Source organism: Sphingomonas sp. ABOLE (assembly GCF_003950455.1).
Taxonomy (GTDB): Bacteria; Pseudomonadota; Alphaproteobacteria; order Sphingomonadales; family Sphingomonadaceae; genus Sphingomonas; species Sphingomonas trueperi.
Map to the genome: position 1 here is coordinate 20,411 of NZ_QQWY01000028.1, position 16,548 is coordinate 36,958.

Annotated in this window: 17 protein-coding genes and 1 tRNA gene; 8 read left to right on the top strand and 10 right to left on the bottom strand. The window is 68.4% G+C overall.

Features of this window, described 5'->3' with window-relative positions; all coding sequences use genetic code 11:
• The first annotated feature begins 54 nt into the window (after positions 1-54).
• Entirely contained in the window at positions 55-774 is a 720-nt protein-coding gene (locus CA234_RS16410) for an MOSC N-terminal beta barrel domain-containing protein (RefSeq protein WP_126002258.1), read from the top strand.
• A gap of 144 nt (positions 775-918) precedes the next feature.
• Here the strand turns inward: CA234_RS16410 and CA234_RS16415 are convergent, their stop codons facing one another.
• Genes CA234_RS16415 through CA234_RS16430 form a run of 4 tightly spaced genes read right to left on the bottom strand, consistent with a single transcriptional unit; the run spans position 919 to position 5,774 of the window.
• Positions 919-2,964, bottom strand: a complete 2,046-nt coding sequence (locus CA234_RS16415) for a S9 family peptidase (protein ID WP_126002259.1) — start codon at positions 2,962-2,964, stop codon at positions 919-921.
• Positions 2,965-3,017: 53 nt separating this feature from the next.
• Positions 3,018-3,482 carry a DUF2497 domain-containing protein gene (locus tag CA234_RS16420; protein WP_206431222.1) on the bottom strand — a complete coding sequence of 155 codons (465 nt, stop codon included), beginning with the start codon at positions 3,480-3,482 and terminating at the stop codon, positions 3,018-3,020.
• Positions 3,483-3,519: 37 nt separating this feature from the next.
• Positions 3,520-5,073 (bottom strand): TolC family outer membrane protein, encoded by a 1,554-nt coding sequence (locus tag CA234_RS16425; RefSeq protein ID WP_126002260.1) that lies wholly within the window; start codon positions 5,071-5,073, stop codon positions 3,520-3,522.
• Between the two features lie 17 nt (positions 5,074-5,090).
• Complete coding sequence (locus CA234_RS16430) at positions 5,091-5,774, bottom strand: protein-L-isoaspartate O-methyltransferase (RefSeq protein WP_241213546.1); 684 nt, start codon at positions 5,772-5,774, stop codon at positions 5,091-5,093.
• Between the two features lie 164 nt (positions 5,775-5,938).
• Here CA234_RS16430 and CA234_RS16435 point away from each other — a divergent pair.
• Positions 5,939-6,012, top strand: a tRNA-Cys gene (locus tag CA234_RS16435).
• A 94-nt stretch (positions 6,013-6,106) separates the two neighbouring features.
• Here CA234_RS16435 and CA234_RS16440 read toward each other — a convergent pair.
• On the bottom strand, positions 6,107-6,505 hold the full coding sequence (locus CA234_RS16440) for a glycine zipper 2TM domain-containing protein (protein WP_125973611.1): 399 nt from the start codon (positions 6,503-6,505) through the stop codon (positions 6,107-6,109).
• A gap of 201 nt (positions 6,506-6,706) precedes the next feature.
• On the opposite strand from CA234_RS16440, the gene CA234_RS16445 reads away from it, so the two are divergent.
• The 4 genes from CA234_RS16445 (at position 6,707) to CA234_RS16460 (ending at position 9,213) form a co-directional block, all read left to right on the top strand.
• On the top strand, positions 6,707-6,925 hold the full coding sequence (locus CA234_RS16445; RefSeq protein WP_126002261.1) for a hypothetical protein: 219 nt from the start codon (positions 6,707-6,709) through the stop codon (positions 6,923-6,925).
• Between the two features lie 3 nt (positions 6,926-6,928).
• Positions 6,929-7,219: a hypothetical protein gene (locus tag CA234_RS16450; RefSeq protein ID WP_126002262.1), complete on the top strand. Its 291-nt coding sequence runs from the start codon at positions 6,929-6,931 to the stop codon at positions 7,217-7,219.
• A 41-nt stretch (positions 7,220-7,260) separates the two neighbouring features.
• Complete coding sequence (gene cysS, locus CA234_RS16455; RefSeq protein WP_125973605.1) at positions 7,261-8,691, top strand: cysteine--tRNA ligase; 1,431 nt, start codon at positions 7,261-7,263, stop codon at positions 8,689-8,691.
• Positions 8,692-8,781: 90 nt separating this feature from the next.
• On the top strand, positions 8,782-9,213 hold the full coding sequence (locus CA234_RS16460) for a TM2 domain-containing protein (protein ID WP_126002263.1): 432 nt from the start codon (positions 8,782-8,784) through the stop codon (positions 9,211-9,213).
• On the opposite strand, the gene CA234_RS16465 is transcribed toward CA234_RS16460, so the two are convergent.
• From CA234_RS16465 to CA234_RS16475, 3 genes are read right to left on the bottom strand one after another with little or no spacing between them, the layout of a single operon-like run.
• Positions 9,214-10,455 (bottom strand): adenosylmethionine--8-amino-7-oxononanoate transaminase, encoded by a 1,242-nt coding sequence (locus CA234_RS16465; RefSeq protein WP_126002264.1) that lies wholly within the window; start codon positions 10,453-10,455, stop codon positions 9,214-9,216.
• Positions 10,455-11,081 (bottom strand): dethiobiotin synthase, encoded by a 627-nt coding sequence (gene bioD / locus CA234_RS16470; protein WP_126002265.1) that lies wholly within the window; start codon positions 11,079-11,081, stop codon positions 10,455-10,457. The genes CA234_RS16465 and bioD overlap by 1 nt, the downstream gene beginning before the upstream one ends.
• Positions 11,078-12,220, bottom strand: a complete 1,143-nt coding sequence (locus tag CA234_RS16475) for an 8-amino-7-oxononanoate synthase (protein WP_125973597.1) — start codon at positions 12,218-12,220, stop codon at positions 11,078-11,080. The genes bioD and CA234_RS16475 overlap by 4 nt, the downstream gene beginning before the upstream one ends.
• 331 nt (positions 12,221-12,551) lie before the next feature.
• Here CA234_RS16475 and CA234_RS16480 point away from each other — a divergent pair, with 331 nt between their 5' ends.
• Complete coding sequence (locus CA234_RS16480) at positions 12,552-13,922, top strand: 3-deoxy-7-phosphoheptulonate synthase class II (RefSeq protein WP_206431223.1); 1,371 nt, start codon at positions 12,552-12,554, stop codon at positions 13,920-13,922.
• A 19-nt stretch (positions 13,923-13,941) separates the two neighbouring features.
• On the opposite strand, the gene CA234_RS16485 is transcribed toward CA234_RS16480, so the two are convergent.
• Both CA234_RS16485 and CA234_RS16490 read right to left on the bottom strand, forming a co-directional pair.
• The gene (locus CA234_RS16485) at positions 13,942-14,457 is read right to left on the bottom strand and encodes a PilZ domain-containing protein (RefSeq protein WP_126002267.1); all 516 of its coding nucleotides are present in this window, start codon (positions 14,455-14,457) and stop codon (positions 13,942-13,944) included.
• A gap of 273 nt (positions 14,458-14,730) precedes the next feature.
• On the bottom strand, positions 14,731-15,162 hold the full coding sequence (locus CA234_RS16490; RefSeq protein ID WP_125973591.1) for a DUF488 domain-containing protein: 432 nt from the start codon (positions 15,160-15,162) through the stop codon (positions 14,731-14,733).
• Positions 15,163-15,208: 46 nt separating this feature from the next.
• On the opposite strand from CA234_RS16490, the gene trmFO reads away from it, so the two are divergent.
• Positions 15,209-16,522: a methylenetetrahydrofolate--tRNA-(uracil(54)-C(5))-methyltransferase (FADH(2)-oxidizing) TrmFO gene (trmFO, locus tag CA234_RS16495; protein WP_125973589.1), complete on the top strand. Its 1,314-nt coding sequence runs from the start codon at positions 15,209-15,211 to the stop codon at positions 16,520-16,522.
• Positions 16,523-16,548: the final 26 nt, after the last annotated feature.

A 16,548-nucleotide genomic window follows, 5' to 3' on the forward strand; every position in this document is an offset into this window, starting at 1 on the left:
AGGGGAACTTCACGAAGGTTGCGCACATGCGGTACGCGCGCTAGCTCCGGTGCCGTGACCTTGATCGTCGGCCATGTTTCCGCCCTTGCCCGCTTTCCGGTGAAGTCCATGGCGGGCGAGGCGCTGCCGATCGCCGAGCTGGACTGGCAGGGCATCGAGGGCGACCGTCAGTACGCCTTCGTCCGCGCGCAAAATGGCACGCGATTTCCGTGGCTTACCGCGCGCGAAGTGCCGGGCATGGTACTCCACCGGGCACGCTTCGCCGATCCGTCGGCTCCCAAGACCAGCGCAATTGCAATCGACACGCCCGACGGCGGCAGCCGCTCCCTCCATGACGCTGGCCTGCATGCGCACCTGGCGGAAGCGGCGCGCGAGCCGGTGTCGCTGATCCAGGTGGCGCGCGGCGTCTACGACTCCATGCCGGTCTCGCTCCAGACCAGCGCCGGCCACCGCGCGCTGGAGGCCGCACATGGCGGCCGGATCGACCCGCGCCGCTTCCGCATCAACGTGACGATCGAAAGCGAGCTGCTGCCCGAGCAATGGCAGGGCCTTCGCCTCGCCTTCGGGGACCCGAGCGAGGACGGCGCAATCGTGCAATGCGCCGATCCGATCCAGCGCTGCGTGCTGATCACCATCGACCCGGATACCGGCGCCAAGGACCCGACGATCCTGCGCACCGTCGCCCAGCGCTTTTCAGCCTGTTACGGGCTGTATTCGGCACCGGCACGACCCGGACTGATCCGCGTCGGCGACCCGGTGCGGGTAGTTGGATAGAATTTCAGGCCGTCATCCCGGCGGAAGCCGGGATCCAGACGCCACTCGAGTTCGGCAAGGGCCGCAACGGAGGCGCCAATGGATTCCGGCTTTCGCCGGAATGACGAACGGGGAGAGGCGGCCGGCGCCCCCCTCCCCCATCCGTTACTTCGCCGCCTTGCCGGTCCACTGGTCCATCCAGCCGAGCACCTCGCCATACCATTGCAGCGAGTTCTTGGGCTTGAGCACCCAGTGGTTCTCGTCCGGGAAGACGAGCAGCTTGGACGGGATCTCGCGGCGCTGGAGCGCGGTGAAGGCGGCCAGCCCCTGGGTATAGGGGATGCGGAAGTCCTTCTCGCTGGTGATCACCAACTGCGGGGTCTTCCACGCGCTGACATGGTTGACCGGGTTCCAGCGCTCGAACGCCGCAGGGTCCTCGAAATAGGCCTTGCCGCCATGTTCCCACTCGTCGAACCACAGCTCCTCGGTCTCGTACGCCATGGCGCGGGCGTCGAACACGCCGTCATGCTGGACGATGCACTTGAAGCGGTCGGGCCACTGGCCCTCGATCCAGTTCATCATATAGCCGCCATAGGAGGCGCCGAGCGCGCAGGCCTTGTCCCCGTCGAGGAAACTGAAGCGATCGGTCGCGGCGCGCAGGCCCTTCTTGAGGTCCTCGAGCGGCGCGCCGCCCCAATTGTTGCGGATCGCATCGGTGAAGGCCTGGCCGTAGCCGGTCGAGCCGTGGAAATCGACCGCGACCACCGCATAGCCGGCACCGGCGAACACCGCCGGGTTCCAACGATAGGACCAGCTATTGCCCATGCTGCCCTGCGGCCCGCCATGGACGATGAAGGCGATCGGCGCCTTGGCGCCCGTCGCCAGCCCCGCCGGTTTGGCGACATAGCCCCAGACGGTGTCGCCATTGGCGCCGTTGAAGCTGTAGCGGGTCACCTCGGGCATCGCGATGCCGGCAAGCTTCTCGGCGTTCACCGCGGTGAGCCGCGTGCTCTTCTTGCCCTTGAGCCAGTAGAAATCGTCGGGTGCGGTGAGGCTGTTCATCGCATAGACGAGCCCGCCTTTGGTCGGCACCACGGCGGAGACGCTGCCCTTCTCGGTCAGCCGCTCGACCTTGCCCGCCAGCGACACGGCGAAGACCGGCTCTTCCTGCACGTCCTGCGCGGTGACGTAGATCGTCTTGGAGTCCGATCCCCAGGCGATCGAGGCGACCGAGCGGTCCCAATGGGCGGTCAACGCACGCACGTCGCCGGTGGCGAGGTTGCGGAGCATCAGCACCTGGCGATCGGCCTCATAGCCCGGGCGCGCCATGGCGAACCAGGCGAGCCACTTCCCGTCGGGCGACGGCGTCGGCAGATTGTCCATGCCGCCATTGCCCTTGGTGAGGTTCACCGGCGCCGACGACCCATCCGCAGGCGCGGCGAAGATGTCGAGATTGGTCGAGAGCGACTCGATCCGCCCCGCCTCGCGCAGCGCGAAAAAGATGGTCTTCCCATCGGCGCTCCAAGCGACTTCCTCGCCGCCGCCATAGGGCTTGGAGGGGGCGTCGCCGACCAGCCCGCCCTCGATCGCGACGCCGTCACCGGTCGCCCCCTGGGGGCCGAAGGGCAGCACGAACAGCTGCGAGCGGGTGCCGTCGGCCCAGCTGTCCCAGTGGCGCACGAACAACTGCTGGTAGACGCGTCCCGAGCCGGCATTGGGATCCTTCTTCTCCATCGCCGGGGTGACGGTCGGCGCGCCCGGCTTGCGATCGGCCCAGACGAGCAGCTTCGCGCCGTCCGGCGAGACCTTGAAGCCGCTGAAGCCGCCCTGGATATGGGTCAGCTGGGTGGGCGTGCCGCCCGTGATCGCAACCGACCAGACCGCATCCTCGCCGCCCTTGTCGGACTGGAACCACACGGTCTTGCTGTCGGCGGAAATCTGGGGCGCGGTCTCGTTGACCAGCGGCTCGGCGACCAGCTTCTCGGGCTTGGCACCCTTGGCGGTCAGGTCGAGCCGCCACAGATCATAGCGGCCCTTGTTGGCGGCCAGATCGGTCTCGCGCTGCTGCCAGACGAGCCAATGGCCGTCGGGCGACACCGCAGGCGCCCCCACACGGGAGAGGCCGACAACGTCCTGGATGGTGAGGTCTCGCGCCGAAGCCGGCGCAGCGATGGCAGCGAGCGCGACGCTCGCGACGAGGAACTGCTTCATGCCGGCGACGATAGCCGGAAGGTAACGCCCGATACAATCGCAGGATTTGCGGTTCAGCGGGTGCCGGTGATCCGGGCGATCTCGCGCGCGACGATCTGCTCGACGAGCTGGGGCAGGTTCTGGTCCAGCCAGTCGCGGAGCATCGGCTTGAGCATCTCGCGGACCAAGCCCTCCAGCGTGTCCGACCCCGGCACCTGCGGCTTGACGATCAGCCGCGACAGCGCCTCGAGCTTCTCGCGGCTGGCCTCGGCGACGCGGTCGGAGAGGATCGGGTCGACCGGGGCTACCGCAGGCTGAGGCTCAAGCGCAGGCGCTTCCGCGATCGGCTCGTGCAGCTCCAGCACGTCCTCGTGCGGGGGCTCGGCCAAGGCTTCCTCGGGCGCGTCCTCGACCGCGGCTTCGGGCACCGCGCGCAGCGGGCGGCCGCGAGCGAACGCGCCGGGTTCGTCATCGGCGATGATCCGTTTGATCGATGCGAGGATCTCCTCCATCGACGGCTCGCTGCTGGCAGTCCCCATCGCGTCCATCCTGGCGTTCGAGTACGAACCCCCTCAATCAGGGATTTGGCCGGTCGCTGTCAACCGAACGCTGGAGCGTGGGGTCGAGCGGCACGCCGATCACCTCCGCCCCCTGCGCGGGCGTGGCGCGCGTGCTGGTCGCCACCGGCTGCGGCGCCTTGTCGTCGCGCCAGTCGTTGATGCGGTTGCGGACGCGGGTGTAGTTCACCGCCGGATCGTAGAGCAGCCGGCTGTCGAAATTCAGGTCCTTGGCCTGGGCGCGCCCCATCGCGGCGAGCAGGCTGAACCCGGCGACATAGGCGTCGCGCTCGGCGGTGACATATTGCACCTGCGAGTTGAGTAGTTCCTGCTCGGCGTTGAGGATGTCAAGGATAGTACGCGTGCCGACGCTGTTTTCCGCGCGCACGCCCTCGAGGCTGAGCTGGTTTGCCTGCACCGCGGTGCGCGACGATTCGATCACGCGGAGCGCCGCCTGATAGCTGGCATAGGCCGAGCGCGCCTGCGCGATCACGCCGCGTTCGGTGAGCGTCACCGTCTCGATCGCGGCGCCCTCGCGCGCCTGCGCCTGGCGGACCTGTGCCGCCGGACGGCCGCCCTGGAACAGCGGAAGGGAGACCTGCAGGCCGACGGTCGCGGTGGTGGCGGTGGGGGTCAGCCCCGCGCGCCGGCCGATATCGCCGACCGAGCCGAGATAGTTGAGATAGGTGCCGCCGGCGCCGATGCTCACCTGCGGCAGCCGCCCCGCCTTTGCCACGCGGGTATCGTAGCGCGACGCATCGCGGGCGAGCTGCGCGGCTTCGAGGAACGGGTTGTTGGCGAGCGCCACCTGCTCGGCGGTCTGCACGTCCTCCGGCAGATTGGGCAGCGGCGGCGGCGGCGCGAGCACGCCCGGCGGCGTGCCGACGACCTGGATATAGGTCTCGCGGCTGCCGATCAGCTGTGCCTCGGCGCTGCGCAGCTGGGCTTGGGCGAGCGCCAGACGTGCTTCGGACTGGGCGACGTCGGTGCGGGTAAGATCGCCGACCTGGAAGCGGTCGCGGGTCGCCTGGAGGTTCACCTCCAGGACGTGGACGTTTTCCTGGTTGAGGCGGACGATCGATTCGTCGCGGATGACGTTGAGATAGGCGGTCACCGTCTGGGTGAAGATGTCCGCCTCGGCCCCGCGCAGGTTGGCGCGGCCGGCATTCACCCGCACCTCGGCAGCGCGCACCGAATTGCGGATGCTGCCGCCGCTATAGATGGGCTGCGACAGGTTGATGCCCAGCTGCGCCTGGCGCGACGGCGTCAGCGCGGTGGCATTGGTGTTGTACAGGCTGTCATTGGCACTGCCGGTGGCGTTGAGGCCGGGCAGCCCCTGCGAGCGCGCGATCGGCACATTCTCGTCATTGGCGCGCTGGTTGGCGCGCTGGGTCTGAATGTCCGGGTTGGTCGCATAGGCCTGGGCCAGCGCGTCCTGCAGCGTCGTCGTCGGCGCCGCGGTCTTGGCGCCGGGCGCGGGCACGTCCTTGCGGCCGCTGGGCGCGGTCTGGGCGAACGCCGGCGCCCCGAGGGAAACGAGGCTCACACCAATGAGCAAAATGTTCAGTCGCATGAGCCCCGCTTTTAAGGTTAAAAGGTAAATTTTCTCGGTTTTTCAAAGCCCGGCAGCGTCGCCACTTCGATGTCCAGGAAATCCGCCAGACCGAAGCCCCCCTCGGTACGGCGACCGAGCGCCAGCCGCGTCACGCCGCGGTCGATCACGCCCGTCACGATGCGGCCGCCGACCTTGACCTGGTCGACGATCGCCTGCGGCAGTTCCTCGACGGCACCGTCGATCACGATCAGGTCGTACGGCCCGCGAGCGGCCCAGCCGGCGTTGAGCGGGCCCTGGACCAGCTCGACATTGGCCGCACCGGCCAGCCCGCCGCGTGCGATCGCGACCAGCGCCGGCTCTTCCTCGAGCGCGACGACCGACGCGACCAGCGGCGAAAGCAGCGCCGCGGCATAGCCACCGGCGGCGCCGACCAGCAGGACATGATCGCTGGACTGCAGCTCCGCCTCGGTCAGCAGCCGGCCCGTCGCCAGCGGCGAATCGTGGCGGCGGCCATTGCCGAGCGGCAGCAGCGTGTCGCGATAGGCGAGCGCGCGCTGCTCCGGCGGCAGGAACACTTCGCGCGGGACTTGCGACATCGCCGTCACCACGCGAGGATCGTTCACTGCGTTGGTACGCAGCTGGCTCGCCACCATGGCGTGGCGCATCGCTTCGAAACGGGGCGCTTCGAGGGGCGCAGGGTCGACCATAAGGGCCATCATCACTCCGCTTGTCGCACAACCGTATTAGTTGTGCAATACACTTGTTGCTGTCCCGAGGCTTCTATCGCGGAGTGCCGGGCTCGCCAAGCGAGTGCGACGTTATTTTGAAACTCTGTTGACATCACCCCCGCCCCGAGGGCATTTGCCGCGCCTCACCTCCGGATGGCCCGATGGCGGAATGGTGACGCAGCGGACTGCAAATCCGTATATGCCGGTTCGATTCCGGCTCGGGCCTCCACCGGCGCCAGGCGCGCCCTTCTCCATCTTCCACATACGCAAAGGGCGCCCGCTGCCCCGTGCAGCGGACGCCCTTTCGTTCTTGTCGGCCGGGATCAGCGGCCGTTGCGGCAGTCGCCACCGTCGACCGCGCGGCCGGCCAGCGCGCCGGCGCCCGCACCGATGATCATGCCGGTGCCGCTGCGGCGATAGGAGCTGCCGCGGCCGATCTCGCCGCCCAGCAGGCCACCGGCGATCGCGCCGAGGATGGTGCCGGCGGTGCCGTCGCTGCAGCGGCGATAGTTGCGGCCGCGATAGGCGTAGCGGGGACGATCGTCGCGATAGTCGCGGTAGTCACGATAGTCCCGTGCATCGCGGTAGCCGTCGCGATAGTCGCGGTCATAATGGTTGTAGCCGTCGCGATAGCCCCAGTCCTGAGCGGCCGCCGGGGTCGCGGCGATCGAACCGGTCATCAGCGTGGCAGCCATGGTGGCGCCGACCAGAAACTTCTTCATCTCGTATCTCCTCGCGGCGGCAGCCTGTGCCGCCGTCTGAAGCCTGATTCGCACAAACACGCTGTTCGCATCCTGAATGCGCTGGTTAGGTCATGTTCAGCTAATCCATTGGCCCGGATCGGGACGGCCCACGCTCCACAGGCGCGCGGAACCATGACACCTGGGAAACGTTCTTTCGGCCTATTGGAGGGAACCTTCCGCATGTACGATTTCGGCATCCGCCGCGCGCTGACCGGCTATCGCATGGCCTACCGCCCGCACGAGACCAATCCCTGCCCCAGCTGCGGCCAGTCGCACTGGATGGTCGGTCGGATGACGGCCGAGTGCGCCTTTTGCGGCACCGCCCTGCCGCTCCACCACGGCGCGGTCGGCGGCAGCGCGCTCCACGCCCGCCCCGCCCATCCGCCGCTGGCGGCCTGAGCCATGACCAGCGTTTCCAACACCTCGCCGATCGAGCGAATCGCCCGCGTCATCGCCGCCGAGATGCTGAGCCCCAATGCCGAGGGCGCGGGCGAGCTCGGCCGGCCGGTGAGCGAGATCGTCGACACGATCTGGCCGCGCGAGACCGATCGCGCGCTGGCGGTGCTCCGCACGTTGCGCGAGCCGACCGCTACGATGATCGCGGCCGGCCGCGCCGCCGGCGACGATCCCGCGCGCATCTGGAGCGCGATGGTCAACGCGGCCATCGCCGAGTCTGTCGCGCTCGCCGACTAAGCCGGGTTTGTCGCGGCGACTTTGTTCGCTATGCGCACGCCATGCATGACGCTCCGCTGACGCTCTACAACTCGCTGTCCCGTTCGCTCGAGCCGTTCCAGCCGCTCGACCCCGCCAAGGGCGTGCGCGTCTATTCGTGCGGCCCGACGGTCTACAACTACGCCCATCTCGGAAACTTGCGCGCCTATGTGTTCACCGACACGCTGAGCCGGGTGCTGCGCTGGAAGGGCTATCCGCTCACCCACATCATCAACATCACCGATGTCGGCCACCTGACCTCGGACGCCGATGCCGGCGACGACAAGATGGAAGCGGCCGCGCGCGCCCAGGCGATGAGCATCTGGGACATCGCGGCGCACTATACCGCCGCGTTCAAGCAGAACATCGCCGACCTCAACATCACCGAACCCAGCAAATGGTCGGTGGCGACCGATCACATCCAGCAGATGATCGCCTTCGCCGAGAAGATCGCGCCCGAGCATTGCTACGAGCTCGACTCGGGCCTGTATTTCGACGTGACGACCGTGCCCGACTATGGCCGCCTGGCCGGCGCTGCCGATGACGCAGCCGAGAGCCGGATCGATCCCGTCGACGGCAAGCGCCACCCGCAGGACTTCGCGATCTGGCGCAAGTCGCCGCCGGGCGAGCAGCGCCAGATGGAATGGGATTCGCCCTGGGGCAAGGGCGCGCCGGGCTGGCATCTCGAATGCTCGGTGATGAGCATCCAGTATCTGGGCGCCCCGTTCGACATCCACACCGGCGGCATCGACCATCGCGAGATCCACCACCCCAACGAGATCGCGCAGAACCAGGCCTATTGCGGCTGCGGCGATACCGGCGCGCATTTCTGGATGCACAACAACTTCCTGGTCGACCGCCAGGGCAAGATGTCCAAGTCCAAGGGCGGGTTCACCACGCTCCAGTCGCTGATCGACGCGGGCGTGCACCCCCTCGCCTATCGCCTGCTCTGCCTGCAGGCGCAGTATCGCAGCGAGCTGGAATTCTCGGCCGAGAACCTCGCGGCGGCGCTCACCCGGCTGAAGCGGCTGGTGATGACGGTGACCGCGCTCCGCGCCCGCGCCGAGGGCGAAGGCACTGCGCCGGCGGCGTGGCTGGAGAAGCTCGACGCCGCGGTGTCGGACGATCTCAACACCCCCAAGGCGCTGCCGGTGCTCGACGAGATGCTGGCCGACAAGCGGACGTCGCCGGCGGACCGGCTGGCCGCGCTCGCCGAGTTCGACAAGGTGCTGGGCCTGCGGCTCGCCGAGCTGACCCGCGAGGAACTGCGCGTGCAGCCCAAGGGCGCGACGATCACGCCCGAAGCGATCAGCGACCTGCTGGTCGAGCGCAAGGAAGCGCGGGTGGTGAAGGACTTCCAGCGCTCCGACCGGATCCGCGACGATCTGGTCGCGGCGGGGATCGAGGTGATGGACGGCGATCCGCTCGGCTGGGACTGGAAGCCGGCGCTGTAACAAATAATTCCTCCCCGTGCCGGGGAGGAATTTGCTTGCCATCCCGCCGGTACCTCCCCCACAAAACGCGACGAATTTTCGGGGGAAGCAATGCGCGGGCAAGTGTTGGGGGTGGATCGGTCGAGCGGCGAAGGCCAGATTTCGGGGGAGGACGGCAGCCGCTATGTCTTCACCCAGGAAGACTGGAGCGACAGCCGCCACCCCGCGGTCGGCGCCAAGGTCGATTTCGACGTCGACGGCAAGCGCGCCCGCCGCATCTTCCGACTGCTGGAAGGCGGCGACCTGCCGGCGCCCGCGGGCGAGCCGCGCAGCAAGATCGTCGCCGCGGTGCTCGCGCTGTTCTTCGGCACGCTCGGCATCCACCGTTTCTATCTCGGCCGCACCGGTTCAGGCGTGGTGATGCTGCTGCTCACCTGCACCGTCGTCGGGCTGCTGGTCACCGGCGTCTGGGCGTTCGTCGACGCGATCCGCTACCTGCTGATGAGCGATGCCGAGTTCGCCCAGCGCTATCCGCGCCGCTGATCAGGCGGCGAGGAATTCGGGTACCAGCCCCCAGACCTGCTCCAGCTGTTCGTGCGTGATGCTGTAGGGCGGCATCACGTACACGGTGTTGCCGAGCGGCCGGAGCAGCACGCCGCGGTCGCGGGCGAACGCCATCAGGCGCGGCGCGATCGCCGAGAGATAGGTATTTTCCGGCTGCGCGATCTCCAGCGCCGCGATCGTGCCCATGCGACGGTGGCCGATCAGGCCGGGCACGCCGGCAAGCCGGTCGAGCGCCGCCTGCTGCCATTCGCACAGCTGCGTGATGCGTTCCAGAACCGGCTCGTCTCGCCAGATCGCGAGGTTCGCCACGGCGGCGGCGCAGGCGATCGGGTTGGCGGTATAGCTGGAGGAGTGGAAGAACATCCGCGCGCGATCCTCGGACCAATGCGCCTGGAAGATCGGTGCCGTCGCCAGCGTCACCGCCAGCGGGATCGCGCCGCCGGTGATACCCTTCGATAGGCACAGGATGTCGGGCACCACGCCCGCCTGTTCGCAGGCGGTGAGGGTGCCGGTACGGCCCCAGCCGGTCATCACTTCGTCGGCGATGAAGAGGACGTCGTGACGCGTGCAGATGGCGCGCATCTCGGCGAGCAGCGCGGGGGTGTAGAAGAGCATCCCCCCTGCCCCCAGCACCAGCGGCTCGACGATGAAGGCGGCGGCGCCCGCGCGGCATTCGGCCTCCAGCGCATCGAGCGTTCCCTGCTCGGCACCCGCGCTCGGAAAGGGAATGGTGCCGACGTCGAACAGCAGCGGCTGATAGGGCCGGTTGAACACGCCGCGCGCGCCGACCGACATGCCGCCGATCGTGTCGCCGTGATAGCTGTGCTCGAGCACCAGGATGCGGCTGCGGTCCTCGCCGCGATTGTGCCAATAGCCGAGCGCCATCTTGAGCGCGACTTCGACCGCGGTGGAGCCGCTGTCGCTGAAGAACACATGTTCGAGCGCGCGCGGCAGGATGCCCCGCAGCCCGGCGGCGAGCGTCTCGGCGGGCTCGTGGGTCCAGCCGGCGAAGATGATCTGGTCGAGCTTGCCCGCCTGTTCGGCGATCGCCGCCATGATGCGCGGGTTGCAATGGCCGTGCGTCGTCACCCACCAGGACGAGATCGCGTCGATGAAGCTGCGACCGTCGGCGGTGTGGATCACCGCGTCGCGGGCATGGCGGACCATCGGGATCGGTTCGCCCAGCCCGTGCTGGGTGAAGGGGTGCCAGACCGACGACATCAGGCGAAGTCCGCCAGGTCGAACGCGTCGGCAAAGGCCTGGGCGAGTGCGGCCGACGTGAGCTCGGGCAGCATCGGCAGGCGGCCGAGCCGCTTGACCTTGCCGATCGCGGCGATCGTCGCCTCGCTGTCCTCGACCGCGTCGCCGACGAGCGCGATGCCGTGGATCGGCACGCCCCGCGCGCGGAGTGCCTCGATCGAGAGCAGGCTGTGGTTGATCGTGCCGAGCGCGGTGCGCGCGACCAGCACCACCGGCTTGCCCCAGCGCGCGAAGACATCGGCATAGAGGATCTCGCGCGTCACCGGCACCAGCGCGCCGCCCGCGCCTTCCACCACCAGCGGCCCGTCGACACTCGGCAGCGCGAGGCGATCGAGGTCGATCGTCACGCCGTCGATCTCGGCGGCCAGATGCGGCGAGCAGGGCGTGACCAGGCGGTAGGCTTCCGGGAGGATGTGCCCGATCGGCAGGCCCGAGAGCGCTGCCGTACGTTCGCTGTCGCTGCCGTCGTCGAGCCCGGCCTGAACGGGTTTCCAGTAGCGCGCGCCCAGTGCACCGGCGAGCGCGGCGGCGAACACGGTCTTGCCGATGCCGGTATCGGTACCGGTGACGATGAAGGTCTGAGTCATGCTGCGATAGGCTCGGCTGCGGGGAGAAGCGTCGCCAGCCGCTCCGCGAGCGCGGCGATCTGGCCGGGCGACACATTGTTGGTGATCGAGATGCGCAGGCGCGCGGTGCCCGCGGGAACGGTCGGCGGGCGGATGCCGCGGACGTCAAAGCCGCTTTCCTGGAGCGTACCGGCGACCGCCATGGTCCGCACGTCGTCGCCGAGGATCAGCGGCAGGATCTGGGTGTCGCCCACTGGCACGCCGAGCGGCGCGAGCGCAGTGCGGGCGGTAGCGATCCGCTCGGCCAGCTCGGATCGGAGATCGTGCCCTTCCGCGACGATCTTCACTGCCGCGCGCACGGCGGCTGCCATCAGCGGCGACGGCGCGGTCGAGAAGATGAAGGCCCGACCACGGTTGACGAGGAAGTCGCGGACGATCGCCGGGCCGGTGACCAGCGCCCCCTCGCAGCCCAGCGCCTTGCCGCAAGTGTGCAGCGTGATCAGGTTGGCGGTCGGCAGGCCATAAGCCAGCCCCTGCCCCTGCGGGCCGTAGACGCCAGTCGCGTGCGCCTCGTCGACGAGCAGAATGGCACCCTCTGCCTCGGCCAGCGCGGACAGCGCGGCGATCGGCGCGACATCGCCGTCCATGCTGTACAAGCTCTCGACCGCGATCCAAACGCGCCCTGCCCCGCCCTCGCGCCGCCAGCCGGCGATCGCCTCGGCGAAGGCAGCGACGTCGTTATGCGCCGCCTGTCGGGTCTCTGCGCGCCCAAGTCGCATGCCCTCATGCGCGCTGGCGTGGATAAGTGTGTCGAACAACACGAGGTCGCCGCGCTGGGGCAAGGTGGCGAGCAGCGCCGCGTTGGCCGCATAGCCGCTGGAGAAATACAGCGCCGACTCGCGCCCGAAGAACGCCGCCGCCTCGGCCTCCAGCGCTTCATGCTCGGCATGGTTGCCGCGCAGCAGCCGCGAGCCGCCCGAGCCGACCGGCACGCCTCGTGCCAGCGCCGCCGCCACTGCGTCGCGCAGCGCCGGCGAATCGGAAAGGCCGAGATAATCGTTGGACGCGAAGTCCGCGCCCTCGCGGTCGATCAGCCTGCGCCCGCGCCCGCGCGCAGCGAGATCGGCAAGGTCGCGCGCCTGTGCTTCAAATGCGTGCATTGCGGCGCGGCTACACCCGGCGGCGCTCGCGTGCAATCGATCCGCCCATCTTTACCCCGCTGGGGTAAGAAAACGCTTGCCTCCATTTACCCCAGCCGGGTAAGAGGCCGACATGACGACGTTAGCCGGTTCCAAGATCCGCCAGTTTCGCGAGGAACGCACCCTCACCCGCGCCGCCTTCGGTGCCTGGTTCGATACGCCGGGCTCCACCGTGCAAGGGTGGGAGACCGACGGCAAACGCGCCAACACCAAGGTGATGAACCAGATCGCGGCGATGGGAATCGCCGAGCATGCGGACTGGCACGTCGCCGTCCGCGACGTGGAGAGTGCAATGGCAAGCTGGACCCCCGATAGCTGGACGCGCGCCGAAGCGCGCCAGATGCCGCAATATCCGGACAAGGGCGCGCTCGACGCCGCCACCCGGCAGCTGAGCAGCTATCCGCCTTTGGTCTTCGCCGGCGAGGCGCGCGAACTTACCGCCGAGCTGGGCAAGGTCGCGCGCGGCGAGGCGTTCCTGCTCCAGGGCGGCGACTGCGCCGAGAGCTTCGCCGAGTTCCACCCGAACAACATCCGCGACACCTTCCGGGTGATCCTGCAGATGGCGGTGGTGCTCACCTTCGCCTCTAAGCTGCCGACGGTGAAGCTCGGCCGCATGGCGGGCCAGTTCGCCAAGCCGCGCTCGGCCGATACCGAGGTGATCGACGGCGTCGAGCTGCCCAGCTACCGCGGCGACAATGTCAACGACATCGCCTTCACGCCCGAGGCGCGGATTCCCGATCCGCAGCGGATGGTGCAGGGCTACAGCCAGTCGGCGGCAACGCTCAACCTGCTGCGTGCCTTTGCAAATGGCGGCTACGCAAATCTGCACCAGGTCCATAAGTGGACGCTCGACTTCATGGGCAAGAGCCCCTGGTCGGCCAAGTTCGCCGATGTCGCCGACCGGATCGGCGAGGCGCTCGACTTCATGGAAGCGTGCGGGATCAACCCCGATACCGTGCCGCAGCTCAAGGGCACCGATTTCTACACCAGCCACGAGGCGCTGCTGCTCCCCTATGAGCAGGCGCTGACCCGGCAGGACAGCCTCACCGGCGACTGGTACGATACCTCGGCACACTTCCTGTGGATCGGCGACCGCACCCGCTTCGAGGGCTCGGCGCATGTCGAGTTCCTGCGCGGCATCGGCAACCCGATCGGGATGAAGTGCGGGCCGAGCCTGGAGCCGGACGCGCTGCTGCGGCTGCTCGACACGCTCAACCCCGGCCGGGTGCCGGGGCGGATGACGCTGATCACCCGCTACGGCCATGACAAGATCGAGGCGGGGCTGCCCAAGCTGGTCCGCGCGGTGAAGCGCGAGGGCCATCCGGTGGTGTGGAGCTGCGACCCGATGCACGGCAACGTGGTCAAGGCGGCGAACGGCTACAAGACGCGGCCGTTCGACCGGATCCTCGCCGAGGTGCGCGGCTTCTTCGCCGTCCACCGCGCCGAGGGCACCTTCGCCGGCGGCATTCATGCCGAGATGACCGGGCAGAATGTAACGGAATGCACCGGCGGCGCGATCGCGATCACCGAACAGGGCCTGGCCGATCGCTACCACACGCATTGCGACCCGCGCCTCAACGCGGGTCAGAGCCTGGAACTGGCGTTCCTGCTCGCCGAGATGCTCAACGACGAAATGGCCGAGCGCCGCAAGGCCGCGGCCTGACGCCCGGAGGGCGCGTTGCTCAGCGGAGCAGCGCGCCCGCCAGCGCCCACAGCCCATAGCCGAGCGCGAAGACCAGCATCCAGGCGAGCACCGCGCTGCCGACGATGATCGCCAGCCGGGTGCGGACCGAGAATTTCGCCTCCTTGGCAGATGCGTTCCACCCCTCGACCAGCGGCGGGGTGGGCTGGGGCGTCGGCAGCGGTGTCTTGGGGAAGGCGATCGGCGTCGCGGCGGGGCCTGACACGGCGGTGCGCAGGTCCGCATCGCTCAGCGGGGTGACGAACTCGCAGCCATAGATGCCGGCGGTGCCCCACACGACCGTCGCCTCGCGCGTGCCGATCCCGGCAATGCCGAGCGCGATCGCGTCGCCCACCTTGAGCTCGGCACCCGCGACGACGCGGAAACCGCCGTTCGACAGATCCTCGATCGTCACGTCGACCGGCGCCCAATCCGAGTCGCGGAGCGTCGCTTCGAGCTCGACACTGTGCCGCTCGGCCCAGCGTCCGTCCTGATACAGTCGTGCCGCGATACCCATAAGCGCTCCACTGGCGTGCGTTGGGCTCCGCTTTGCACGCGCAGGCGTTGCGAGGCGGTAAACGCCGCGGAAATTATCTTAAGAGATCATGGTTAACGAAGGCTTTGTCGGCGCCCGCGACAATTTTTCGGCCGCATCGCAACGAAGCGACACGCGGCTGCAACACGGGCCGTGCAGATCACTGCCTGTCGACGCGTTTCGTTCCCCCTCGCGTCGACTCTCCCCGAACTAAACGGGGCAGTCCCACGGGGCTGCCCCGGCCTTTTTGGGAGATCAGGCGTAGAGGTCGATCACCTCCGCCCCCTCGCCTTCGGCTTCCAGCAGCAGCGTCCGGTGGCAATGGCACGGATCGCGTTCGTAGCAGAGCAAGGCGCTCGGCTTCTCCGCCGCCAGCGCCCGCATCTGCGCGACCTGCGCCTGTGCCTCGGGCAGCCCGAGCTGGACGTCATAGACTTCGCGCAGCGTCGCCACGTCGCCCTTCTTCGCGGCGTCGCGTCCGCGCTTGGGGGTGCCGAGCTGCTTGAGATGGACATAGTCGATCCCCGCCTCGCGCAGGCTCGCGGCAAGGCTCGACTTGGAGAAGCCCGGGCGGCGCGACAGCGGCAGCGCGCGGACGTCGATCACCCGCTGCACCCCCGCCCTGGTCAGCGCAGCGAGGAACTCGGCCATCGTCGTGGCTTCATAGCCGATCGTGTAGATTCGCATCCTCGCTCCTTTGTCATCGTGCCGTCATGCCGCTATGGGCGGCTGCGTGACTCACGACATCCATATCATCGGCGGCGGGCTTGCCGGCTCGGAGGCCGCGTGGCAGCTCGCCCAGGCGGGATATAAGGTCCGCCTTTCCGAAATGCGCGGTTCGGGCGAGATGACCCCCGCGCACCAGAGCGACCGGCTGGCCGAGCTCGTCTGCTCGAACAGCTTCCGCTCGGACGATGCCGACAGCAACGCGGTCGGGCTGCTCCATCAGGAGATGCGCGCGCTCGGCTCGCTGATCCTCACCCAGGGCGACATCCACAAGGTGCCCGCCGGCTCGGCGCTGGCGGTGGACCGCGACGGCTTCGCCGACGGGGTGACCGCAGCGCTGGAGGCGCACCCCAACGTCACCATCGTCCGCGAGCGGGTCGACTCGCTGCCCGCCGAGGGCCGCACCATCATCGCGACGGGTCCGCTGACCGCGCCGATGCTGGCGGAGAGCATCGGCCGCGCGACCGGCAAGGACAGCCTCGCCTTTTTCGATGCGATCGCCCCGATCGTCCACCGCGAGTCGATCGACATGGAGACCGCCTGGTTCCAGAGCCGGTGGAACAAGGGCTCGGGCAAGGACTATATCAACTGCCCGATGTCCAAGGAGCAGTATCTCGAATTCCACGCCGCGCTGATGGCGGGCGAGAAGACCGAGTTCCGCGAGTGGGAAAACGTCCCCTACTTCGAAGGCTGCATGCCGATCGAGGTGATGGCAGAGCGCGGCGTCGACACGCTGCGCTACGGCCCGATGAAGGGCGTCGGCCTCGACGATCCGCGCACCGGGCGCTGGCCCTATGCGGTGGTGCAGCTGCGGCAGGACAATGCCAGCGGCACCTTGTGGAACATGGTCGGCTTCCAGACCAAGCTCAAATATGCCGAGCAGGTACGGCTGTTCCGCACCATCCCGGGGCTGGAGAATGCCGAGTTCGCGCGGTTGGGTGGCCTGCACCGCAACACCTTCCTGCGCTCGCCCGAACTCCTCGACGGCACGTTGCGGCTGAAGAGTGCGCCCAATATCCGCTTTGCCGGGCAGATCACCGGCTGCGAGGGCTATGTCGAGAGCGCAGCGATCGGGATGCTGGCGGGACGGTTCGCCGCGGCGGAGATTGCCGGCGTGGACCTGCCCGCGCCGCCGCGCGAGACGGCGCTGGGGGCGCTGCTGTCGCACATCACCGGCGAGGCGGAGATCGAGACCTACCAGCCGATGAACGTCAATTTCGGGTTGTTCCCGCCGATCGAGGGGCGGACCAAGAAGGCCGATCGCAAGCGGATGTATACCGATCGGGCGCGGGCGGCGTTGAAGGACTGGCTGGCGGCCTGAGGGGGGCACCTTCTAAGCCGTCATCC